Here is a 14,549-nt window from a genome sequence, read left to right on the forward strand (position 1 = left end):
CGGTGGCTGTACTGCCGATTCGAGTGTTCGGTGACCCGGTCCTGCGGGCGCGCGCCGCCGAGGTGACCGAGTTCACGCCCGAGCTGGCCAGACTCGTCGAGGACATGATGGAGACGATGGACGCCCACGAGGGGGCCGGGCTCGCCGCGACCCAGGTGGGTGTGGAGGCGCGCGTGTTCACCTTCTCGTGCGGCGGGCACCGAGGGCACATCATCAACCCGGTCTGGACCGCGGAGGGTACCGAGCAGCAGACCGACTTCGAGGGCTGTCTGTCCATCCCCGGCATCCGCGCGCGATGCACCCGTCACGAACGGGTCACCGTGCGGGGCGTCGACCGCGACGGAGCGCCGATCAGCATCACCGCCGAGGGCATCATGGCGCGGTGTGTCCAACACGAGACCGATCACCTCGACGGCGTGCTGTTTCTGCAGCGGCTCGACGCCCCGGTGCGCAAAGAGGCGATGCGTGCGGTGCGGCACAGCCAGTGGTTTGCCGCCGACATCACCATCACCGACGATCCGGGTTCGTATCCGATCGTGACCGTCGACAGTCCGCAGGTCGCTGCAGCACAACCCGAATCCGCCGAGGCGGCGCGCGGGTGAGGATCGCCTTCGCCGGAACCCCCGAGCCCGCGGTGCCCACCCTGCAGCGGCTGCTGGGCGCCCCCGACCACGACGTCATCGGGGTGATCACCCGGCCCGACGCGGTGGCAGGCCGCGGTCGCACGGTGACCCGGTCGCCGGTCGGGCGGGTGGCCGACGCTGCCGGGCTCGAGGTGTTGACCCCCGAGCGCCTCGCCGACGTCCGCGATCGGCTGGCCGCGTGGGCCCCGGAATGCGTGGTCGTGGTCGCCTACGGCGGGTTGGTGCCCGCATCGATGCTGGATCTGCCGGTGCACGGTTGGATCAACTTGCACTTCTCGCTGCTGCCGGCCTGGCGCGGCGCCGCCCCGGTGCAGGCGGCGATCGCCGCGGGCGACACGTTCACCGGGGCCACCACGTTCCGGATCGAGGCCGGTCTGGACACCGGACCCACCTACGGCACCCTGACCGAACGCATCCGGCCCACCGACACCGCTGGTGATCTGCTCGACCGGCTGTCCAGCGCAGGTGCCGAGCTGATGGTCGCCACCCTCGACGGTCTCGATCGGGGCGACCTGGTGGCCGTCCCACAGCCCGCCGAGGGCGTCAGTGTGGCGCCGAAGGTGAGTACCGCCGACGCCCGGATCCGGTGGGAGCAGCCCGCGCACATCGTGGACCGGCGGGTGCGTGCGGCCATCCCCGCGCCCGGACCGTGGACCCGGTTGGGGGAGCAGCGGCTGAAGATCGGCGTGGTGACACCGGTCCCCGACGCCGATGCGTTGGCGGCTGGCGCTGTGCGCGCAGGCAAGCGTGAGGTGCTGGTGGGTACCGGTTCGACGCCGGTGCGGTTGAGCACCGTTCAACCCCCGGGGAAGAAGGCGATGATCGCCGCGGACTGGGCGCGCGGAGCCCACCTCGACGACGGTGTGGTGCTGCGATGAACCGTCGCGCCGACACCTCCGGCGGCCGTGAGCGCGCAGCGGGCAACCGCCCCGCCCACCTCCGGGACAAGGCTGTCGACCCGGTGCGGGCGACCACCCGGGACGTGTTGCGTGCGGTCCGCGAACGCGACGCCTACGCCAACCTGGTGTTGCCGAAGTTGTTGACTGAACGCAAGATCACTGGCCGCGATGCCGCGCTGGCGACCGAACTCACCTACGGCACCTGCCGTGCGCTCGGGGTACTCGACGAGGTGATCGCCGCGGCGTCAGGTCGTCCGGTCGCCGAGATCGACGGACCGGTTCTCGACGTGCTGCGCATGGGCGCATACCAACTGCTCCGCACTCGGATCGGCGCCCACGCCGCAGTCTCGACCTCGGTGGACCTGATCCGTTCTGAGGCCGGGCAGGGCCCGGCCGGATTCTGTAATGCCGTGCTGCGCAAGATCTCCCAACGCGACGACGAGTTGTGGACCGAGGCGCTGGCGCCGCCGATGGCCCAGGACATGGTGGGTTACCTGGCCTTTCGCTACGCCCACCCGCGTTGGATCGCGCAGGTGTTCGCCGACGCGCTGGGTGGCGGGGCCGGCGAGCTGGCCGCAGCTTTGGCCGCCGACGACGCTCGACCCCTGGTCCACCTGGCGGCCCGACCCGGGCTGATCACGGCCGAGGAACTCGCCTCCGCCACCGGCGGTGAGGTGGGCCGGTTCTCGCCGTACTGCGTGTACCTGTCCGCGGGCGACCCGGGATCGCTGGACGCGGTGCGCGACGGGCTGGCCGGTGTCCAGGACGAAGGCAGCCAGCTGGTCGCGCGGGCGCTGGCCCAGGCGCAGCTCGAGGGTCCCGACACCGGTCGGTGGGTGGACCTGTGCGCTGGTCCGGGCGGGAAAGCCGCGCTGCTGGGCGCCGTGGCCGAGCTCGACGGCGCACACCTCGACGCGGTGGAGCCTTCGGAGCATCGCGCCGAACTGGTCCGGCAGGCGTGCGCAGGCCTGCCGGTGACGGTGCATGTCGCCGACGGCCGCGACAGTCGCCTGACTCCCGGCTACGACCGGGTCCTCGTCGACGCGCCGTGCACCGGGCTGGGTTCGCTGCGCCGCAGACCCGAAGCTCGGTGGCGGCGGCAACCATCGGATGTGCCCGAGCTCGTCGCGCTGCAGCGACAGTTGCTGCGTGCCGCGATCGAGATGACCCGACCCGGCGGCGTGGTGGTCTACTCGACCTGCTCGCCCCACCCGGCGGAGACGGTCGGTGTGGTCGAATCCGTTGTGGCCGAAATGGATTCAGTACAGATCATCGATGCCCGGCCGTTGGTGCCGGTGCCTGATCTGCCCGATTCGCCATACGTGCAGCTGTGGCCGCACCGGCACGGCACCGACGCCATGTTCCTGGCCGCGGTGACCATCGTCGAGCACGGCACCGAGTAGACACACCCGCGGGGTGGCGGTCCGGCGCGCGCATAGGATCTTCAGCCATGTCCTCGCACCGCCCGGCTCAGCCGATGATCGCCCCGTCGATTCTGTCCGCAGATTTCGCCAACCTCGCCGCGGAGTCCGCGGCGGTCGGATCAGCCGACTGGCTGCACGTCGACGTGATGGACGCACACTTCGTGCCCAACCTCACCCTGGGGTTGCCGGTGGTGCAGAGCCTGCTCAAGGCGACCGACATCCCGTTGGACTGCCATCTGATGATCGAGGACCCGGCCCGGTGGGCGCCGCCGTACGCCGAGGCGGGCGCCCACAACGTGACCTTCCACGCCGAGGCCACCGATGATCCGGTCGCGGTGGGCCGTGACATCCGGGCCGCGGGGGCCAAGGCGGGACTGAGCATCAAGCCCGGCACCGCGCTCGACCCGTACCTCGACATCCTCTCCGAGTTCGACACCCTGCTGGTGATGAGCGTGGAACCCGGGTTCGGTGGGCAGTCGTTCATGCCCGAGGTCCTGGCGAAGGTGCGAGCCATCCGAGCCCGCGTCGACGCCCACGACCTGCGGCTCATCGTCGAGATCGACGGCGGCATCAACGCCGACACCATCGAGCAGGCCGCCGAGGCCGGCGTGGACTGTTTCGTCGCCGGATCCGCGGTCTACGGCGCTGCCGACCCTGCGGTGGCGGTCGAGCAACTACGTGCCCAGGCCGTCGCCGCGCGTGGCTGACACGCCGCCGGGCGGAGCGTCGGTCGATCCGGCCGTGCTCGCCGCCATGCGCACGGCGATCGAGGCCTCGATCGGTGCGCGAGGGGTCAGCAGCCCCAACCCCCCGGTCGGGGCGGTGATCCTGGCCGCGGACGGATCGGTTGCCGGTGTGGGACACACCCAACCCGTGGGCGGTCCGCACGCTGAGGTGATCGCGTTGCGCGCCGCCGCCGAGCGGGCCCGTGGGGGCACCGCGGTGGTCACCCTCGAACCGTGCGATCACACCGGCCGCACCGGCCCCTGCACCGCGGCGCTGCGCGCCGCCGGGATCGTACGGGTGGCCTACGCGGTCACCGATCCCGATCCGGTCGCCGGCGGGGGATCGGATTCGTTACGCGCCGCCGGGATCGAGGTGATCGGGGGCGTCCTGGCCGACGAGGTGGCCGCAGGTCCGCTGTGCGAGTGGCTGTTCCGCCGCGCACACGGTCGTCCACACGTGACGGTGAAGATCGCGGCCACCCTCGACGGCAGGATCGCGGCGCCGGACGGCAGCAGTCGATGGATCACCGGTGCGCAGGCCCGCGAACACGCACACCGCGATCGCTCCCAGCTCGACGCCATCGTCGTGGGCACCGGGACGGTGATCACCGACGATCCCGCGCTGACCGCGCGACGCCCCGACGGATCCCTGTATCCGCGGCAACCGATCCGGGTGGCGATGGGCCTGCGGGCGGTGCCGGCGCACGCCCGCATCCGCTCGGACGAGGCGCCCACCCTGATCGTGCCCAGCCATGACCCGCATGCGGTGCTGGCCGCACTCGACGATGCCCTGTCGGTGCTGATCGAGGGGGGACCACGCGTCATCGGTGCCTTCGTGGCCGCCGACCTCGTCGACCGCGTGCAGGTGTACCTGGCACCGTTGATCCTCGGGGCGGGTGCAGCAGCGGTCGAGGACGGCGCCGTGCGGACCCTCACCGATGGTCATCGATTCGAACGGATCGGCGTTCAGACTCTGGGCGACGACGTTCTGCTCACGCTGAAATCAACCCGATGAACTGCACTATCTGCAGGTGAGCGGGCCGATCGGGTGCTGGGTGCTGTGCTAGTTTCGATGGTGGAAGTTCTCAGGGCGGGGTGCGATTCCCCACCGGCGGTGATGGCGAGCGATCGTCGAGCCCGCGAGCGCCCGGGACCGCTGCGGCTGATGCCGCCAGTGTTTCCGGGGTCAGCAGATCCGGTGTGATCCCGGAGCCGACGGTCATAGTCCGGATGAAGCGAGAACGTGCCGCGGTGGTCGCGGTCGTCGTGCCCTGGGTCGAACAGACTCGAGGAGCATCGTGTTCACCGGAATCGTCGAAGAGCGTGGGACCATCGTCTCCCGCGAGGAGCTGCCCGATGCGGCGCGGTTCACCGTCCGCGGCCCTCTGGTCACCTCCGATGCGCGGCACGGCGATTCCATCGCCGTGAACGGCGTATGTCTGACCGTGGTGTCTGCGCCCACACCGGACTCCTTCACCGTCGACGTGATGGCCGAGACGTTACGGCGCAGCTCGCTGGCCCGACTCGACGCGGGCGCCGCGGTGAACCTCGAGCGCGCGATGTCGGCGGGGGGTCGATTCGGCGGTCACATCGTGCAGGGGCATGTGGACGGAGTGGGTCGCATCCTGTCGATCAGTCCCTCACAGAACTGGACTGTCATCCGCATCGCGCTGCCGACCGAGGTGGCGCGTTACGTCGTGGAGAAGGGCTCCATCACCGTCGACGGCATCTCGTTGACCGTCTCGGCTGTGTCCGACCCGAGCGCAGCCGACGCGTGGTTTGAGATCTCGTTGATCCCCACCACACTCACCGTCACCACCCTGGGGGCTGCGGCGGTCGGTGACACCGTGAACCTAGAGGTGGATGTGATCGCGAAATATGTTGAGCGCCTGTCGATCCCGACCCGCGCGGATGGTTCCGTCGTATCTGATGGGCAGGTGGGGTGATGGCGACGCTGGACAGCATCGAGCGGGCGGTGGCCGACATCGCCGCGGGTAAGGCGGTCGTGGTCGTCGACGACGAGGATCGCGAGAACGAAGGCGATCTGATCTTCGCCGCCGAGAAGGCGACTCCCGAGTTGGTGGCGTTCATGGTGCGATACACCTCGGGTTACCTGTGTGTCGCGCTTGAGAGCGCCGATTGTGATCGGCTCGGACTACCACCGATGTTCGCCGTCAACCAGGACAAGCACGGCACCGCCTATACGGTGACGGTGGATGCTCGGGAAGGGATCGGGACCGGGATCAGCGCCTCCGACCGAGCGCAGACCATGCGCCTGCTCGCCAGCCCTGATACCGGTGCGAACGACTTCACCCGGCCCGGGCACGTGGTCCCGTTGCGCGCTCGCGAAGGTGGTGTCCTGCGACGTCCAGGTCACACCGAGGCCGCCGTCGACCTGGCCCGGTTGGCCGGACTGGGCCCGGCGGGTGTCCTGTGCGAGATCGTCAGCCAGAAGGACGAGGGCGCCATGGCCCACACCGAGGAGCTGCGGGCCTGGGCCGACGAACACGGGCTGGCCCTGATCTCCATCGCCGATCTGGTTGCCTGGCGGAGGCGTAACGAAAAGCATGTGGTGCGTGTCGCCGATGCGCGAATTCCCACCGAGCACGGGACTTTTCGTGCCGTCGGGTACACCAGCATCTACGACGACGTCGAGCACGTGGCGTTGGTCATGGGTGACATCGCCGGCGAGGACGGTGCGGGTCATGACGTGTTGGTGCGCGTGCACTCGGAGTGTCTGACCGGCGATGTGTTCGGGTCGCTGCGCTGCGATTGCGGTCCCCAGCTCGATGCGGCGATGGCCATGGTCGCCGCCGAGGGTCGGGGAGTGGTGCTCTACATGCGTGGTCACGAGGGTCGAGGTATCGGGCTACTGCACAAGCTGCAGGCGTATCAGCTGCAGGACAACGGTTCTGACACCGTCGATGCGAACCTGGAGCTCGGATTGCCCGCCGATGCCCGCGACTACGGGCTCGGCGCACAGATTCTCGTCGATCTGGGGGTCTCGTCCATGCGCCTACTCACTAACAACCCCGCCAAGCGGGTGGGACTCGACGGCTACGGGCTGCAGATCACCGAGCGGGTGCCGATGCCGGTGCGTGCCAACGCCGAGAACCTGCGCTACCTGCGGACCAAACGAGACCGTATGGGTCACGACCTGATCGGGCTCGACGAAGCCGTCGAGTCCGACTCCGGCCGCCCGGACGCCACGGATCCCGTGGCTGCCGACCCGGTGTCGGGTGGATCGGCATGAGTGGCGCAGGCGAACCGAGCATCGAACTCGGAGCCGCCGCCGGGCTGCGGTTGGCGATCGTGGCCTCGCAGTGGCACGAGACCATCTGCACCGCACTGCTCGACGGGGCGCTGCGGGTGGCGGCACAGGCGCACATCGACACCCCCACCGTGGTGCGGGTGGCCGGAGCCATCGAGCTGCCTGTGGTGGTGCAGGCCGTCGCCGACACCCACGACGCCGTGGTCGCCCTGGGTGTCGTGATTCGAGGCGACACACCGCATTTCGACTATGTCTGTGACGCTGTGACCGCAGGGCTGACCCGGGTGTCGCTCGATCAGCGGACTCCGGTCGGCAACGGTGTGTTGACCACCCTGACCGAACAACAGGCGCTGGATCGGGCTGGTCTGCCCGGCTCGGCCGAGGACAAGGGCGCCCAAGCCGCCACCGCGGCCCTGGCCTCGGCGATCGCCATCGCGGATCTGCGCGCTCGCGGGTTGGCGGTATGACTGCTCCGAGTGATCGGGGTGGTATCGACCCAGACGACATCTCCGATTGGGAGCTGACCTATCGCGCGGTGCGCACGCCTCGCTACGCCGCGGTGGTGGCCGGTGTGGTGGTCCTCGTCCACGTGGTCATCGGGGTGCTGCTGCGCAGTTCGGACACCGGGGTCGACTTCCGGCTCAGCGACCAGGTGGGCCTGGCGTTGATCGGCGTGGTCATCGGAGGCGTCATCCTGCTGCTCACCCGACCGCGAATCCGGGTGGGGCCACACGGTGTCGCGGTCCGAAACCTCATCGGGGAGCGTTTCTTCGGCTGGGCTGACGTCAACGGGATCTGGTATCCGGACAAGGGGCATTGGGCTCGGTTGGAGTTGCCGGGAGACGACTACGTGCCGGTGATGGCGATCCAGGCCAACGACGGGTTGGCTGCGGTCGGGGCCATGGACTCGTTCCGCGAGTTGCATGCGCGCCACTCTCAGGACCCGGCCGAGCCGGCCTGAGGCAACCACGGCCCAGCCGGCCTGAGGCAACCACGGCCGAGCCGGCCTGAGGCAACCACGGCCGAGCCGGCCTGAGTTTCACACCGGCCGAACCGTCAGGGCGGCGTACTACCCTTGGGATCGTGCCTGACCCGTCCACGTATCGCCCTGCCCCGGGAAGCATCCCGGTCCAGCCGGGTGTGTACAAATTCCGCGACGGTCACGGGCGAGTCATCTATGTGGGCAAGGCGAAAAACCTACGGTCGCGGTTGACCTCGTACTTCGCAGACCTGTCCACCCTGCACCCCCGGACCCGCCAGATGGTCACCACCGCGGCGTCGGTGGAGTGGACGGTGGTGGGTACCGAGGTCGAGGCGCTGCAGCTCGAATACAACTGGATCAAGGAGTTCGACCCGCGGTTCAACGTCCGCTACCGCGACGACAAAACCTATCCGATGCTGGCGGTGACCCTGAACGAGGAGTATCCGCGACTGTTCGTCTATCGGGGACCGCGCCGCAAGGGGGTCCGGTATTTCGGACCGTATTCGCACGCCTGGGCCATCCGCGAGACGCTCGACCTGTTGACGCGAGTCTTTCCCGCTCGCACGTGTTCGGCCGGGGTGTTCCGCCGGCACCGACAGATCGACCGGCCCTGCCTGTTGGGCTACATCGACAAGTGTTCGGCGCCGTGTGTGGGCCGGGTCGATGCCGCCGAGCACCGTGCGATAGTCGAGGACTTCTGCGACTTCCTCGCCGGTCGCACCGACCGGTTGATCAAGCATCTGGACAACCAGATGGCCACCGCGGCAGCCGAACTCGACTTCGAGAAGGCTGCGCGGCTTCGCGATGACATCGGGGCACTGCGGCGGGCGATGGAGAAGCAGGCGGTGGTCCTCGGTGACGGTACCGACGCCGACGTCATCGCGATGGTGGCCGACGATCTCGAGGTGTCGGTGCAGATCTTCCACGTACGCGGCGGGCGGGTACGGGGTGAACGCGGGTGGGTGGTGGAACGGACCGACGTGGTCGACGCCGCCGACGCCGACTCTGCTGCCGAGGCTGCCATGGCCGAACAGGTCGGGCAGTTCCTCACGCAGTTCTACGGAGCGCAGGTCGACCAGGACGCCACGGTCGCCGTCGCAGGCGATCACGCTGCGGCCGAGCCCGTGCCCAAAGAGGTTCTGGTGCCGGTACTCCCGCCCGACCCCGAGGGATTCGTGCGGTGGCTCAGCGAGCTTCGCGGGTCGGCGGTCGATCTGCGTGTGCCGCAGCGGGGGGACAAGAAGGCGCTGTTCGACACGGTGGAACGCAACGCCGGTGAAGCGCTGACCCAGCACAAGTTGCGGCGGGCCGGCGATCTGACCACCCGATCGGCCGCGCTGACCGAGATTCAGGAGACGCTCGGCCTCGACATCGCACCGCTGCGCATCGAGTGCATAGACATCTCCCATGTGCAGGGCACCGACGTGGTGGCCTCGCTGGTGGTCTTCGAGGACGGGCTGCCGCGTAAGTCCGACTATCGGCACTACGCGATCAAGGAGGCGGCCGGTGACGGCCGCTCCGATGACGTTGCCTCGATCGCCGAGGTGACACGCCGCCGGTTCCTCCGGCACCGGGCCGACCCGGACCCCACGCCCGAACACGGTGCGCGGGACGACTCTGGGCCGGGCACTCTTGGATTACCCACCGGCACAACCGCAACCGGGCAGGCCCGGTCCGCTGACGAGGCGTCGTCGGCCAACGGAGGCGATCTCGCCCCGGAGGCGGCACTCGATCCTGCGACCGGTCGGCCCCGCCGGTTCGCGTACCCGCCCAACCTGTTCGTCGTCGACGGCGGCGGTCCACAGGTGCGGGCCGCGGCCGCAGTGCTTGATGATCTCGGCATCACCGATGTCGCCGTGGTGGGATTGGCAAAACGACTCGAGGAGGTCTGGACACCCGATGACGAGGATCCGGTCATCTTCCCTCGTAGCAGTGAGGCGTTGTTCCTGCTGCAGCGGGTGCGCGACGAGGCGCATCGTTTCGCCATCACCTACCACCGCAGCAAGCGCAGCAAACGCATGACCGCCTCGGTGCTCGACGGTGTACCGGGTCTGGGTCAGACGCGCCGGTCGGCGCTGGTGCAGCATTTCGGTTCGGTGGCCCGACTGCGCAACGCCACAGTCGAGGAGATCGCCACCGTGCCCGGCATCGGGGCGGCCACCGCAGCCGCAGTGGCTCAAGCCCTCGCCGATGGAGGTGACCGATGAGCGGTCCCGACACCGACACCAGCGCAACAGAATCCGACGCGCAGGAATCCGACGCACAGGAATCCGACGCAGCCGAATCCGGCACCGAGTCGGGTGGACCGGTCGATGTGTTGTTGGTGACGGGGATGTCAGGTGCCGGTCGCGGCACGGTGGCCAAGCTGCTCGAGGACCTCGGTTGGTATGTGGCCGACAACGTACCGGGGTCGATGATCGCGAGCATGGTCGAGGTGACCCGGGCCGATGACCCGTCGATGACCCGGATCGCCGTGGTGATGCGCGCCTCGGCCAACGCCTTCGCCACGGCGACCGCGTTCGCCGCCGAGGTGGCCGACGTGCGGCGCGACCTCGAAGCCGGTGGACGAGCGCCGCGCCTGCTGTTCCTCGACGCCGACGACGGTGCTCTGGTGCGTCGGTTCGAGCAGGTACGGCGGCGACATCCTCTACAGGACAACGGCACGCTGATCGACGGCATCTCGCGGGAGCGAGCAGTACTCGGTCCGGTGGCCGAGCAGGCCGATCTGGTGGTCGACACCTCGGTGCTGTCGGTGACCGCGTTGCGCGAGATCATCGACAACGCCTTCGCTCAACCTGCCACCACCCGGGTGCGGATCACCGTGGAGTCGTTCGGCTTCAAATACGGATTGCCCATCGACGCCGACCTCGTCGCCGACATGCGATTTCTGCCCAACCCCTACTGGGTGCCCGAACTGCGCGACCTCGACGGCCGCGATGACGCCGTCGCCGACTACGTGCTCGGACAGGATGGTGCGCAGGACTACCTCGCGGCCTACGAGCAGCTGATCCGGCTGACTGCACGCGGCTATCACCGAGAAGGCAAGCGTTACATGACCGTTGCCATCGGATGTACCGGCGGCAAGCACCGCAGCGTCGCCATGGCCGAAGAGATGAGGCGGCGACTGCGTGGACGCGACGGTGCCGCGGTGCTCGACGACGCCGTCGACGACGCACCGGTGCGGGTGGTCCACCGCGATCTGGGGCGCGAATGAGCGGCATCGGTCGCGTGGTCGCGCTGGGTGGCGGCCACGGCCTGTTCGCCACGCTCACCGCGATGCGTCGTATCACCGAGGACGTGACCGCGGTGGTGACCGTCGCCGACGACGGTGGCTCCTCGGGCCGGCTGCGATCGGAGCTCCCGGTGATCCCACCGGGCGATCTGCGGATGGCCCTGGCGGCACTGCTGGCCACCCAGACGCCCGGCGCCGGTGCGGCCCCGGCCGCTGACCCACAACGCTGGGTCACGTTGCTACAACACCGATTCGGCGGGCACGGTGCCCTTGCCGGGCATCCGGTGGGCAACCTGCTGTTGGCCGGACTGTGCGAGATCACCGGCGACCCGGTGGCGGCGTTGGATGCGCTACGGGGACTGTTCGGGGTGACCGGTCGTGTGCTCCCGATGTCCACGGTGCCGCTGGGTATCGAGGCCGACGTGTCGGGACTGGAGGCCGATCCGCGGATAAGTCGAGTGATCGCCGGGCAGGTGGCGGTGGCCACCACGCCGGGCAAGGTTCGTCGCGTGCGACTGGTGCCCGCCGATGCCCCTGCCTGCGATGAGGCGGTGTCGGCGATCATGGCTGCCGATCTGGTGGTCCTCGGTCCGGGATCGTGGTTCTCCAGCGTCATCCCGCATGTTTTGGTGGGACCTCAACTCGAGGCCCTCATCGCGACACCGGCGCGCCGGATGCTGTTCGTCAACCTCGCACCCGAACCCGGTGAGACGAGCGGGTTCTCGGTGGAACGACACCTGCACGTCCTGCACGCGCACGCCGACGCACTCCGGGTCGATGACGTGTTGGTCGATGCGGGTTCGGCGCCGCCGGGGCGCGAACGCGACCACATCGCGCGGGCCGCAGCCCTGTTCGGGGCACGACTGCACGTCGGTGACCTGGGGCGACCGGGTGTCCACGTACACGATCCGGAGAAACTTGCGAGCATGGTGCTCGGGCTGTGCGGCGAGGTGCGCAGTGGCTACGCTGTCGAGGCGGTCGACGGACCGCACGCTCTCGACTAGAGGTTGCGGTCGGTGAGCGGTCCCTCGGCGGTCAACCCGCACGAACTCGCGGTGCAGCCCTGGGCAGGAGGACGACGACCGGTGGCGATGACAGCAGCCGTCAAGGACGAGCTGAGCCGACTCGTGGTGACGCAGATCAGTTGCCGCAAGGCCGAGGTCTCGGCCTTGCTGCGGTTCGCCGGCGGCCTGCACATCGTGGCGGGCCGGGTCGTCGTCGAGGCCGAGGTTGACCTGGGCAACGTGGCGCGGCGGCTACGCAAGGAGATCTTCGACCTCTACGGCTACAACGCCGACATCAACGTGGTGCGCGGCGGCGGGATCCGCAAGGGCGCGCGCTATCAGGTACGTGTCACCAAGGATGGTGAGGCGTTGGCCCGCCAGACCGGTCTGCTCGACCTGCGCGGCCGTCCGGTGCGCGGTCTGCCCGCGCAGGTGGTGGGCGGCGGGATCGCCGACGCCGAGGCCGCTTGGCGCGGTGCGTTTCTCGCGCACGGGTCACTCACCGAGCCGGGTCGGTCCTCGGCGCTGGAGGTCAGTTGTCCCGGACCCGAGGCGGCCCTGGCATTGGTGGGCGCGGCGCGTCGACTCGGGGTGTCGGCCAAGGCGCGTGAGGTGCGTGGCGCCGACCGTGTGGTGATCCGTGACGGTGAGGCGATCGGTGCGTTGCTGACCCGGATGGGCGCGCAGGACACCCGACTCACCTGGGAAGAGCGCCGGATGCGACGCGAGGTGCGTGCCACCGCAAACCGCCTCGCGAACTTCGACGACGCGAACCTGCGTCGCTCGGCGCGCGCCGCGGTGGCCGCAGCCGCCCGAGTGGAACGCGCCCTGGAGATCCTCGGCGACACCGTGCCCGATCACCTGGTGGCCGCCGGTCGATTGCGGGTCGAACACCGACAGGCCTCGCTGGAGGAGCTGGGACAACTGGCCGATCCACCCATGACCAAGGATGCCGTCGCAGGTCGGATTCGGCGGCTGCTGTCGATGGCTGACAAGAAGGCACACACCGAGGGCATCCCCGACACCGAGTCCGCGGTCACCTCCGATCTTCTCGACGACGCCTGAAGCCCGGCGCTGACCTCCCCGACCGTCTGAATCCCAGACCCGGTGAACCCTGGGCCACCGGGTGCCTCGGGTGCCCCGATCTCCTGTTGCCGGGTGAGTGGGGATGCCCAGTCGCCCCACCACTAGTCTCAGTAGCGTCCGCAGTCGCTAGGCTGAGGCCGTCCACGCCGACGGCAGGTGATCACCGGCGGTGCGCCACCCGATCACTCCGACCATCATCAGCAGCAAGAACACTCACCAGCAAGCACTCTCACCAGCAAGGAGCACACTGTGACCGTTCGGGTAGGCGTCAACGGATTCGGCCGGATCGGCCGCAACTTCTTCCGTGCCGTGGAGGCGCAGAAGGCGCTCGGGACCACCGACATCGAGATCGTCGCGGTCAACGACCTGACCGACAACTCGGCGCTGGCCCACCTGCTGAAGTTCGACTCGATCCTCGGCCGCCTCGCCGACGAGGTGAGCGTCGACGGTGATGAGATCGTGGTGGGCAGCCAGCGCATCAAGGGGCTGTCGATCAAGGAAGGCCCGGCCGCGCTGCCGTGGGGTGACCTGGGGGTAGACGTGGTCGTCGAGTCGACCGGCATCTTCACCAAGGCCGAGAAGGCCAAGGGCCACCTCGATGCCGGAGCCAAGAAGGTCATCATCTCCGCGCCCGCCTCCGACGAGGACATCACCATCGTGATGGGCGTCAACGACGACAAGTACGACGGCAGCCAGAACATCATCTCCAACGCCTCCTGCACCACGAACTGTCTCGGACCGATCGCGAAAGTCCTCAACGACGAGTTCGGCATCGTCAAGGGCCTGATGACCACCGTGCACGCCTACACCCAGGACCAGAACCTGCAGGACGGGCCGCACTCGGATCTGCGTCGCGCTCGAGCCGCCGGCATCAACGTGGTCCCCACCTCCACCGGTGCGGCCAAGGCCATCGGCCTGGTGCTGCCCGAGCTCAAGGGCAAGCTCGACGGGTACGCGCTGCGTGTGCCCATCCCGACCGGGTCGGTCACCGACCTCACCGCGCACCTGCGGACCGCAGCCACCGTCGAGGAGATCAACGCGGCGATGAAGGCGGCCGCCGAGGGCAAGCTCAAGGGCATCCTCAAGTACTACGACGCACCGATCGTGTCGTCGGACATCGTCACCGACCCGCACAGCTCGCTGTTCGACGCCGGGCTGACCAAGGTGATCGACGACCAGGCCAAGATCGTCTCCTGGTACGACAACGAGTGGGGCTACTCCAACCGTCTCGTCGACCTCATCGGTCTCGTCGGCAAGTCCCTCTAGGCGGTCGAGAACACCT

General features: G+C 68.9%; 14 protein-coding genes and 1 riboswitch. All 14 genes read left to right on the plus strand.

Going from position 1 to position 14,549, the window contains the following annotated elements:
• Positions 1-2 precede the first annotated feature (2 nt).
• The 14 genes from def to gap all read left to right on the plus strand — a co-directional run bounded on the left by def (position 3) and on the right by gap (position 14,533).
• Entirely contained in the window at positions 3-602 is a 600-nt protein-coding gene (gene def, locus KIK15_RS14725; RefSeq protein ID WP_214245458.1) for a peptide deformylase, read from the plus strand.
• Positions 599-1,522 carry a methionyl-tRNA formyltransferase gene (fmt, locus tag KIK15_RS14730; protein WP_214245459.1) on the plus strand — a complete coding sequence of 308 codons (924 nt, stop codon included), beginning with the start codon at positions 599-601 and terminating at the stop codon, positions 1,520-1,522. Before def ends, fmt begins: the two co-directional genes overlap by 4 nt.
• Positions 1,519-2,946, plus strand: a complete 1,428-nt coding sequence (locus tag KIK15_RS14735) for an RsmB/NOP family class I SAM-dependent RNA methyltransferase (protein ID WP_214245460.1) — start codon at positions 1,519-1,521, stop codon at positions 2,944-2,946. The genes fmt and KIK15_RS14735 overlap by 4 nt, the downstream gene beginning before the upstream one ends.
• Positions 2,947-3,020: 74 nt before the next feature.
• On the plus strand, positions 3,021-3,674 hold the full coding sequence (gene rpe / locus KIK15_RS14740) for a ribulose-phosphate 3-epimerase (protein WP_214245660.1): 654 nt from the start codon (positions 3,021-3,023) through the stop codon (positions 3,672-3,674).
• Between the two features lie 46 nt (positions 3,675-3,720).
• Positions 3,721-4,707: a bifunctional diaminohydroxyphosphoribosylaminopyrimidine deaminase/5-amino-6-(5-phosphoribosylamino)uracil reductase RibD gene (gene ribD / locus KIK15_RS14745; protein WP_214245661.1), complete on the plus strand. Its 987-nt coding sequence runs from the start codon at positions 3,721-3,723 to the stop codon at positions 4,705-4,707.
• Between the two features lie 62 nt (positions 4,708-4,769).
• Positions 4,770-4,939: riboswitch (FMN riboswitch) on the plus strand.
• Positions 4,940-4,990: 51 nt separating this feature from the next.
• On the plus strand, positions 4,991-5,638 hold the full coding sequence (locus KIK15_RS14750; RefSeq protein ID WP_214245461.1) for a riboflavin synthase: 648 nt from the start codon (positions 4,991-4,993) through the stop codon (positions 5,636-5,638).
• Positions 5,638-6,945, plus strand: coding sequence for a bifunctional 3,4-dihydroxy-2-butanone-4-phosphate synthase/GTP cyclohydrolase II (locus tag KIK15_RS14755; RefSeq protein ID WP_214245462.1), 1,308 nt, complete (start codon positions 5,638-5,640; stop codon positions 6,943-6,945). The genes KIK15_RS14750 and KIK15_RS14755 overlap by 1 nt, the downstream gene beginning before the upstream one ends.
• Complete coding sequence (ribH, locus tag KIK15_RS14760) at positions 6,942-7,430, plus strand: 6,7-dimethyl-8-ribityllumazine synthase (protein WP_214245463.1); 489 nt, start codon at positions 6,942-6,944, stop codon at positions 7,428-7,430. The genes KIK15_RS14755 and ribH overlap by 4 nt, the downstream gene beginning before the upstream one ends.
• Positions 7,427-7,924: a PH domain-containing protein gene (locus KIK15_RS14765; RefSeq protein WP_214245464.1), complete on the plus strand. Its 498-nt coding sequence runs from the start codon at positions 7,427-7,429 to the stop codon at positions 7,922-7,924. The genes ribH and KIK15_RS14765 overlap by 4 nt, the downstream gene beginning before the upstream one ends.
• Positions 7,925-8,046: 122 nt before the next feature.
• Positions 8,047-10,152 carry an excinuclease ABC subunit UvrC gene (uvrC, locus tag KIK15_RS14770; protein ID WP_214245465.1) on the plus strand — a complete coding sequence of 702 codons (2,106 nt, stop codon included), beginning with the start codon at positions 8,047-8,049 and terminating at the stop codon, positions 10,150-10,152.
• A complete protein-coding gene (rapZ, locus tag KIK15_RS14775; protein WP_214245466.1) occupies positions 10,149-11,159 on the plus strand; it encodes an RNase adapter RapZ in 1,011 nt (336 codons plus the stop codon). The genes uvrC and rapZ overlap by 4 nt, the downstream gene beginning before the upstream one ends.
• Complete coding sequence (gene yvcK / locus KIK15_RS14780; protein WP_214245467.1) at positions 11,156-12,181, plus strand: uridine diphosphate-N-acetylglucosamine-binding protein YvcK; 1,026 nt, start codon at positions 11,156-11,158, stop codon at positions 12,179-12,181. The genes rapZ and yvcK overlap by 4 nt, the downstream gene beginning before the upstream one ends.
• A gap of 87 nt (positions 12,182-12,268) precedes the next feature.
• Positions 12,269-13,246, plus strand: coding sequence for a DNA-binding protein WhiA (gene whiA / locus KIK15_RS14785; RefSeq protein ID WP_214245662.1), 978 nt, complete (start codon positions 12,269-12,271; stop codon positions 13,244-13,246).
• Between the two features lie 270 nt (positions 13,247-13,516).
• A complete protein-coding gene (gene gap, locus KIK15_RS14790) occupies positions 13,517-14,533 on the plus strand; it encodes a type I glyceraldehyde-3-phosphate dehydrogenase (protein WP_214245468.1) in 1,017 nt (338 codons plus the stop codon).
• Positions 14,534-14,549: the final 16 nt, after the last annotated feature.

It is taken from the genome of Williamsia sp. CHRR-6 (assembly GCF_018474015.1).
GTDB lineage: Bacteria > Actinomycetota > Actinomycetes > Mycobacteriales > Mycobacteriaceae > Williamsia_A.

What these genes read in the sequence shown, in the direction of transcription:
- rapZ (WP_214245466.1), top strand. Translation starts at nt 10,149, where the DNA reads ATGAGCGGTCCCGACACCGACACCAGCGCAACAGAATCCGACGCGCAG.
- whiA (WP_214245662.1), top strand. Translation starts at nt 12,269, where the DNA reads ATGACAGCAGCCGTCAAGGACGAGCTGAGCCGACTCGTGGTGACGCAG.
- ribD (WP_214245661.1), top strand. Translation starts at nt 3,721, where the DNA reads ATGCGCACGGCGATCGAGGCCTCGATCGGTGCGCGAGGGGTCAGCAGC.
- yvcK (WP_214245467.1), top strand. Translation starts at nt 11,156, where the DNA reads ATGAGCGGCATCGGTCGCGTGGTCGCGCTGGGTGGCGGCCACGGCCTG.
- KIK15_RS14765 (WP_214245464.1), top strand. Translation starts at nt 7,427, where the DNA reads ATGACTGCTCCGAGTGATCGGGGTGGTATCGACCCAGACGACATCTCC.
- ribH (WP_214245463.1), top strand. Translation starts at nt 6,942, where the DNA reads ATGAGTGGCGCAGGCGAACCGAGCATCGAACTCGGAGCCGCCGCCGGG.
- KIK15_RS14735 (WP_214245460.1), top strand. Translation starts at nt 1,519, where the DNA reads ATGAACCGTCGCGCCGACACCTCCGGCGGCCGTGAGCGCGCAGCGGGC.
- rpe (WP_214245660.1), top strand. Translation starts at nt 3,021, where the DNA reads ATGATCGCCCCGTCGATTCTGTCCGCAGATTTCGCCAACCTCGCCGCG.
- KIK15_RS14755 (WP_214245462.1), top strand. Translation starts at nt 5,638, where the DNA reads ATGGCGACGCTGGACAGCATCGAGCGGGCGGTGGCCGACATCGCCGCG.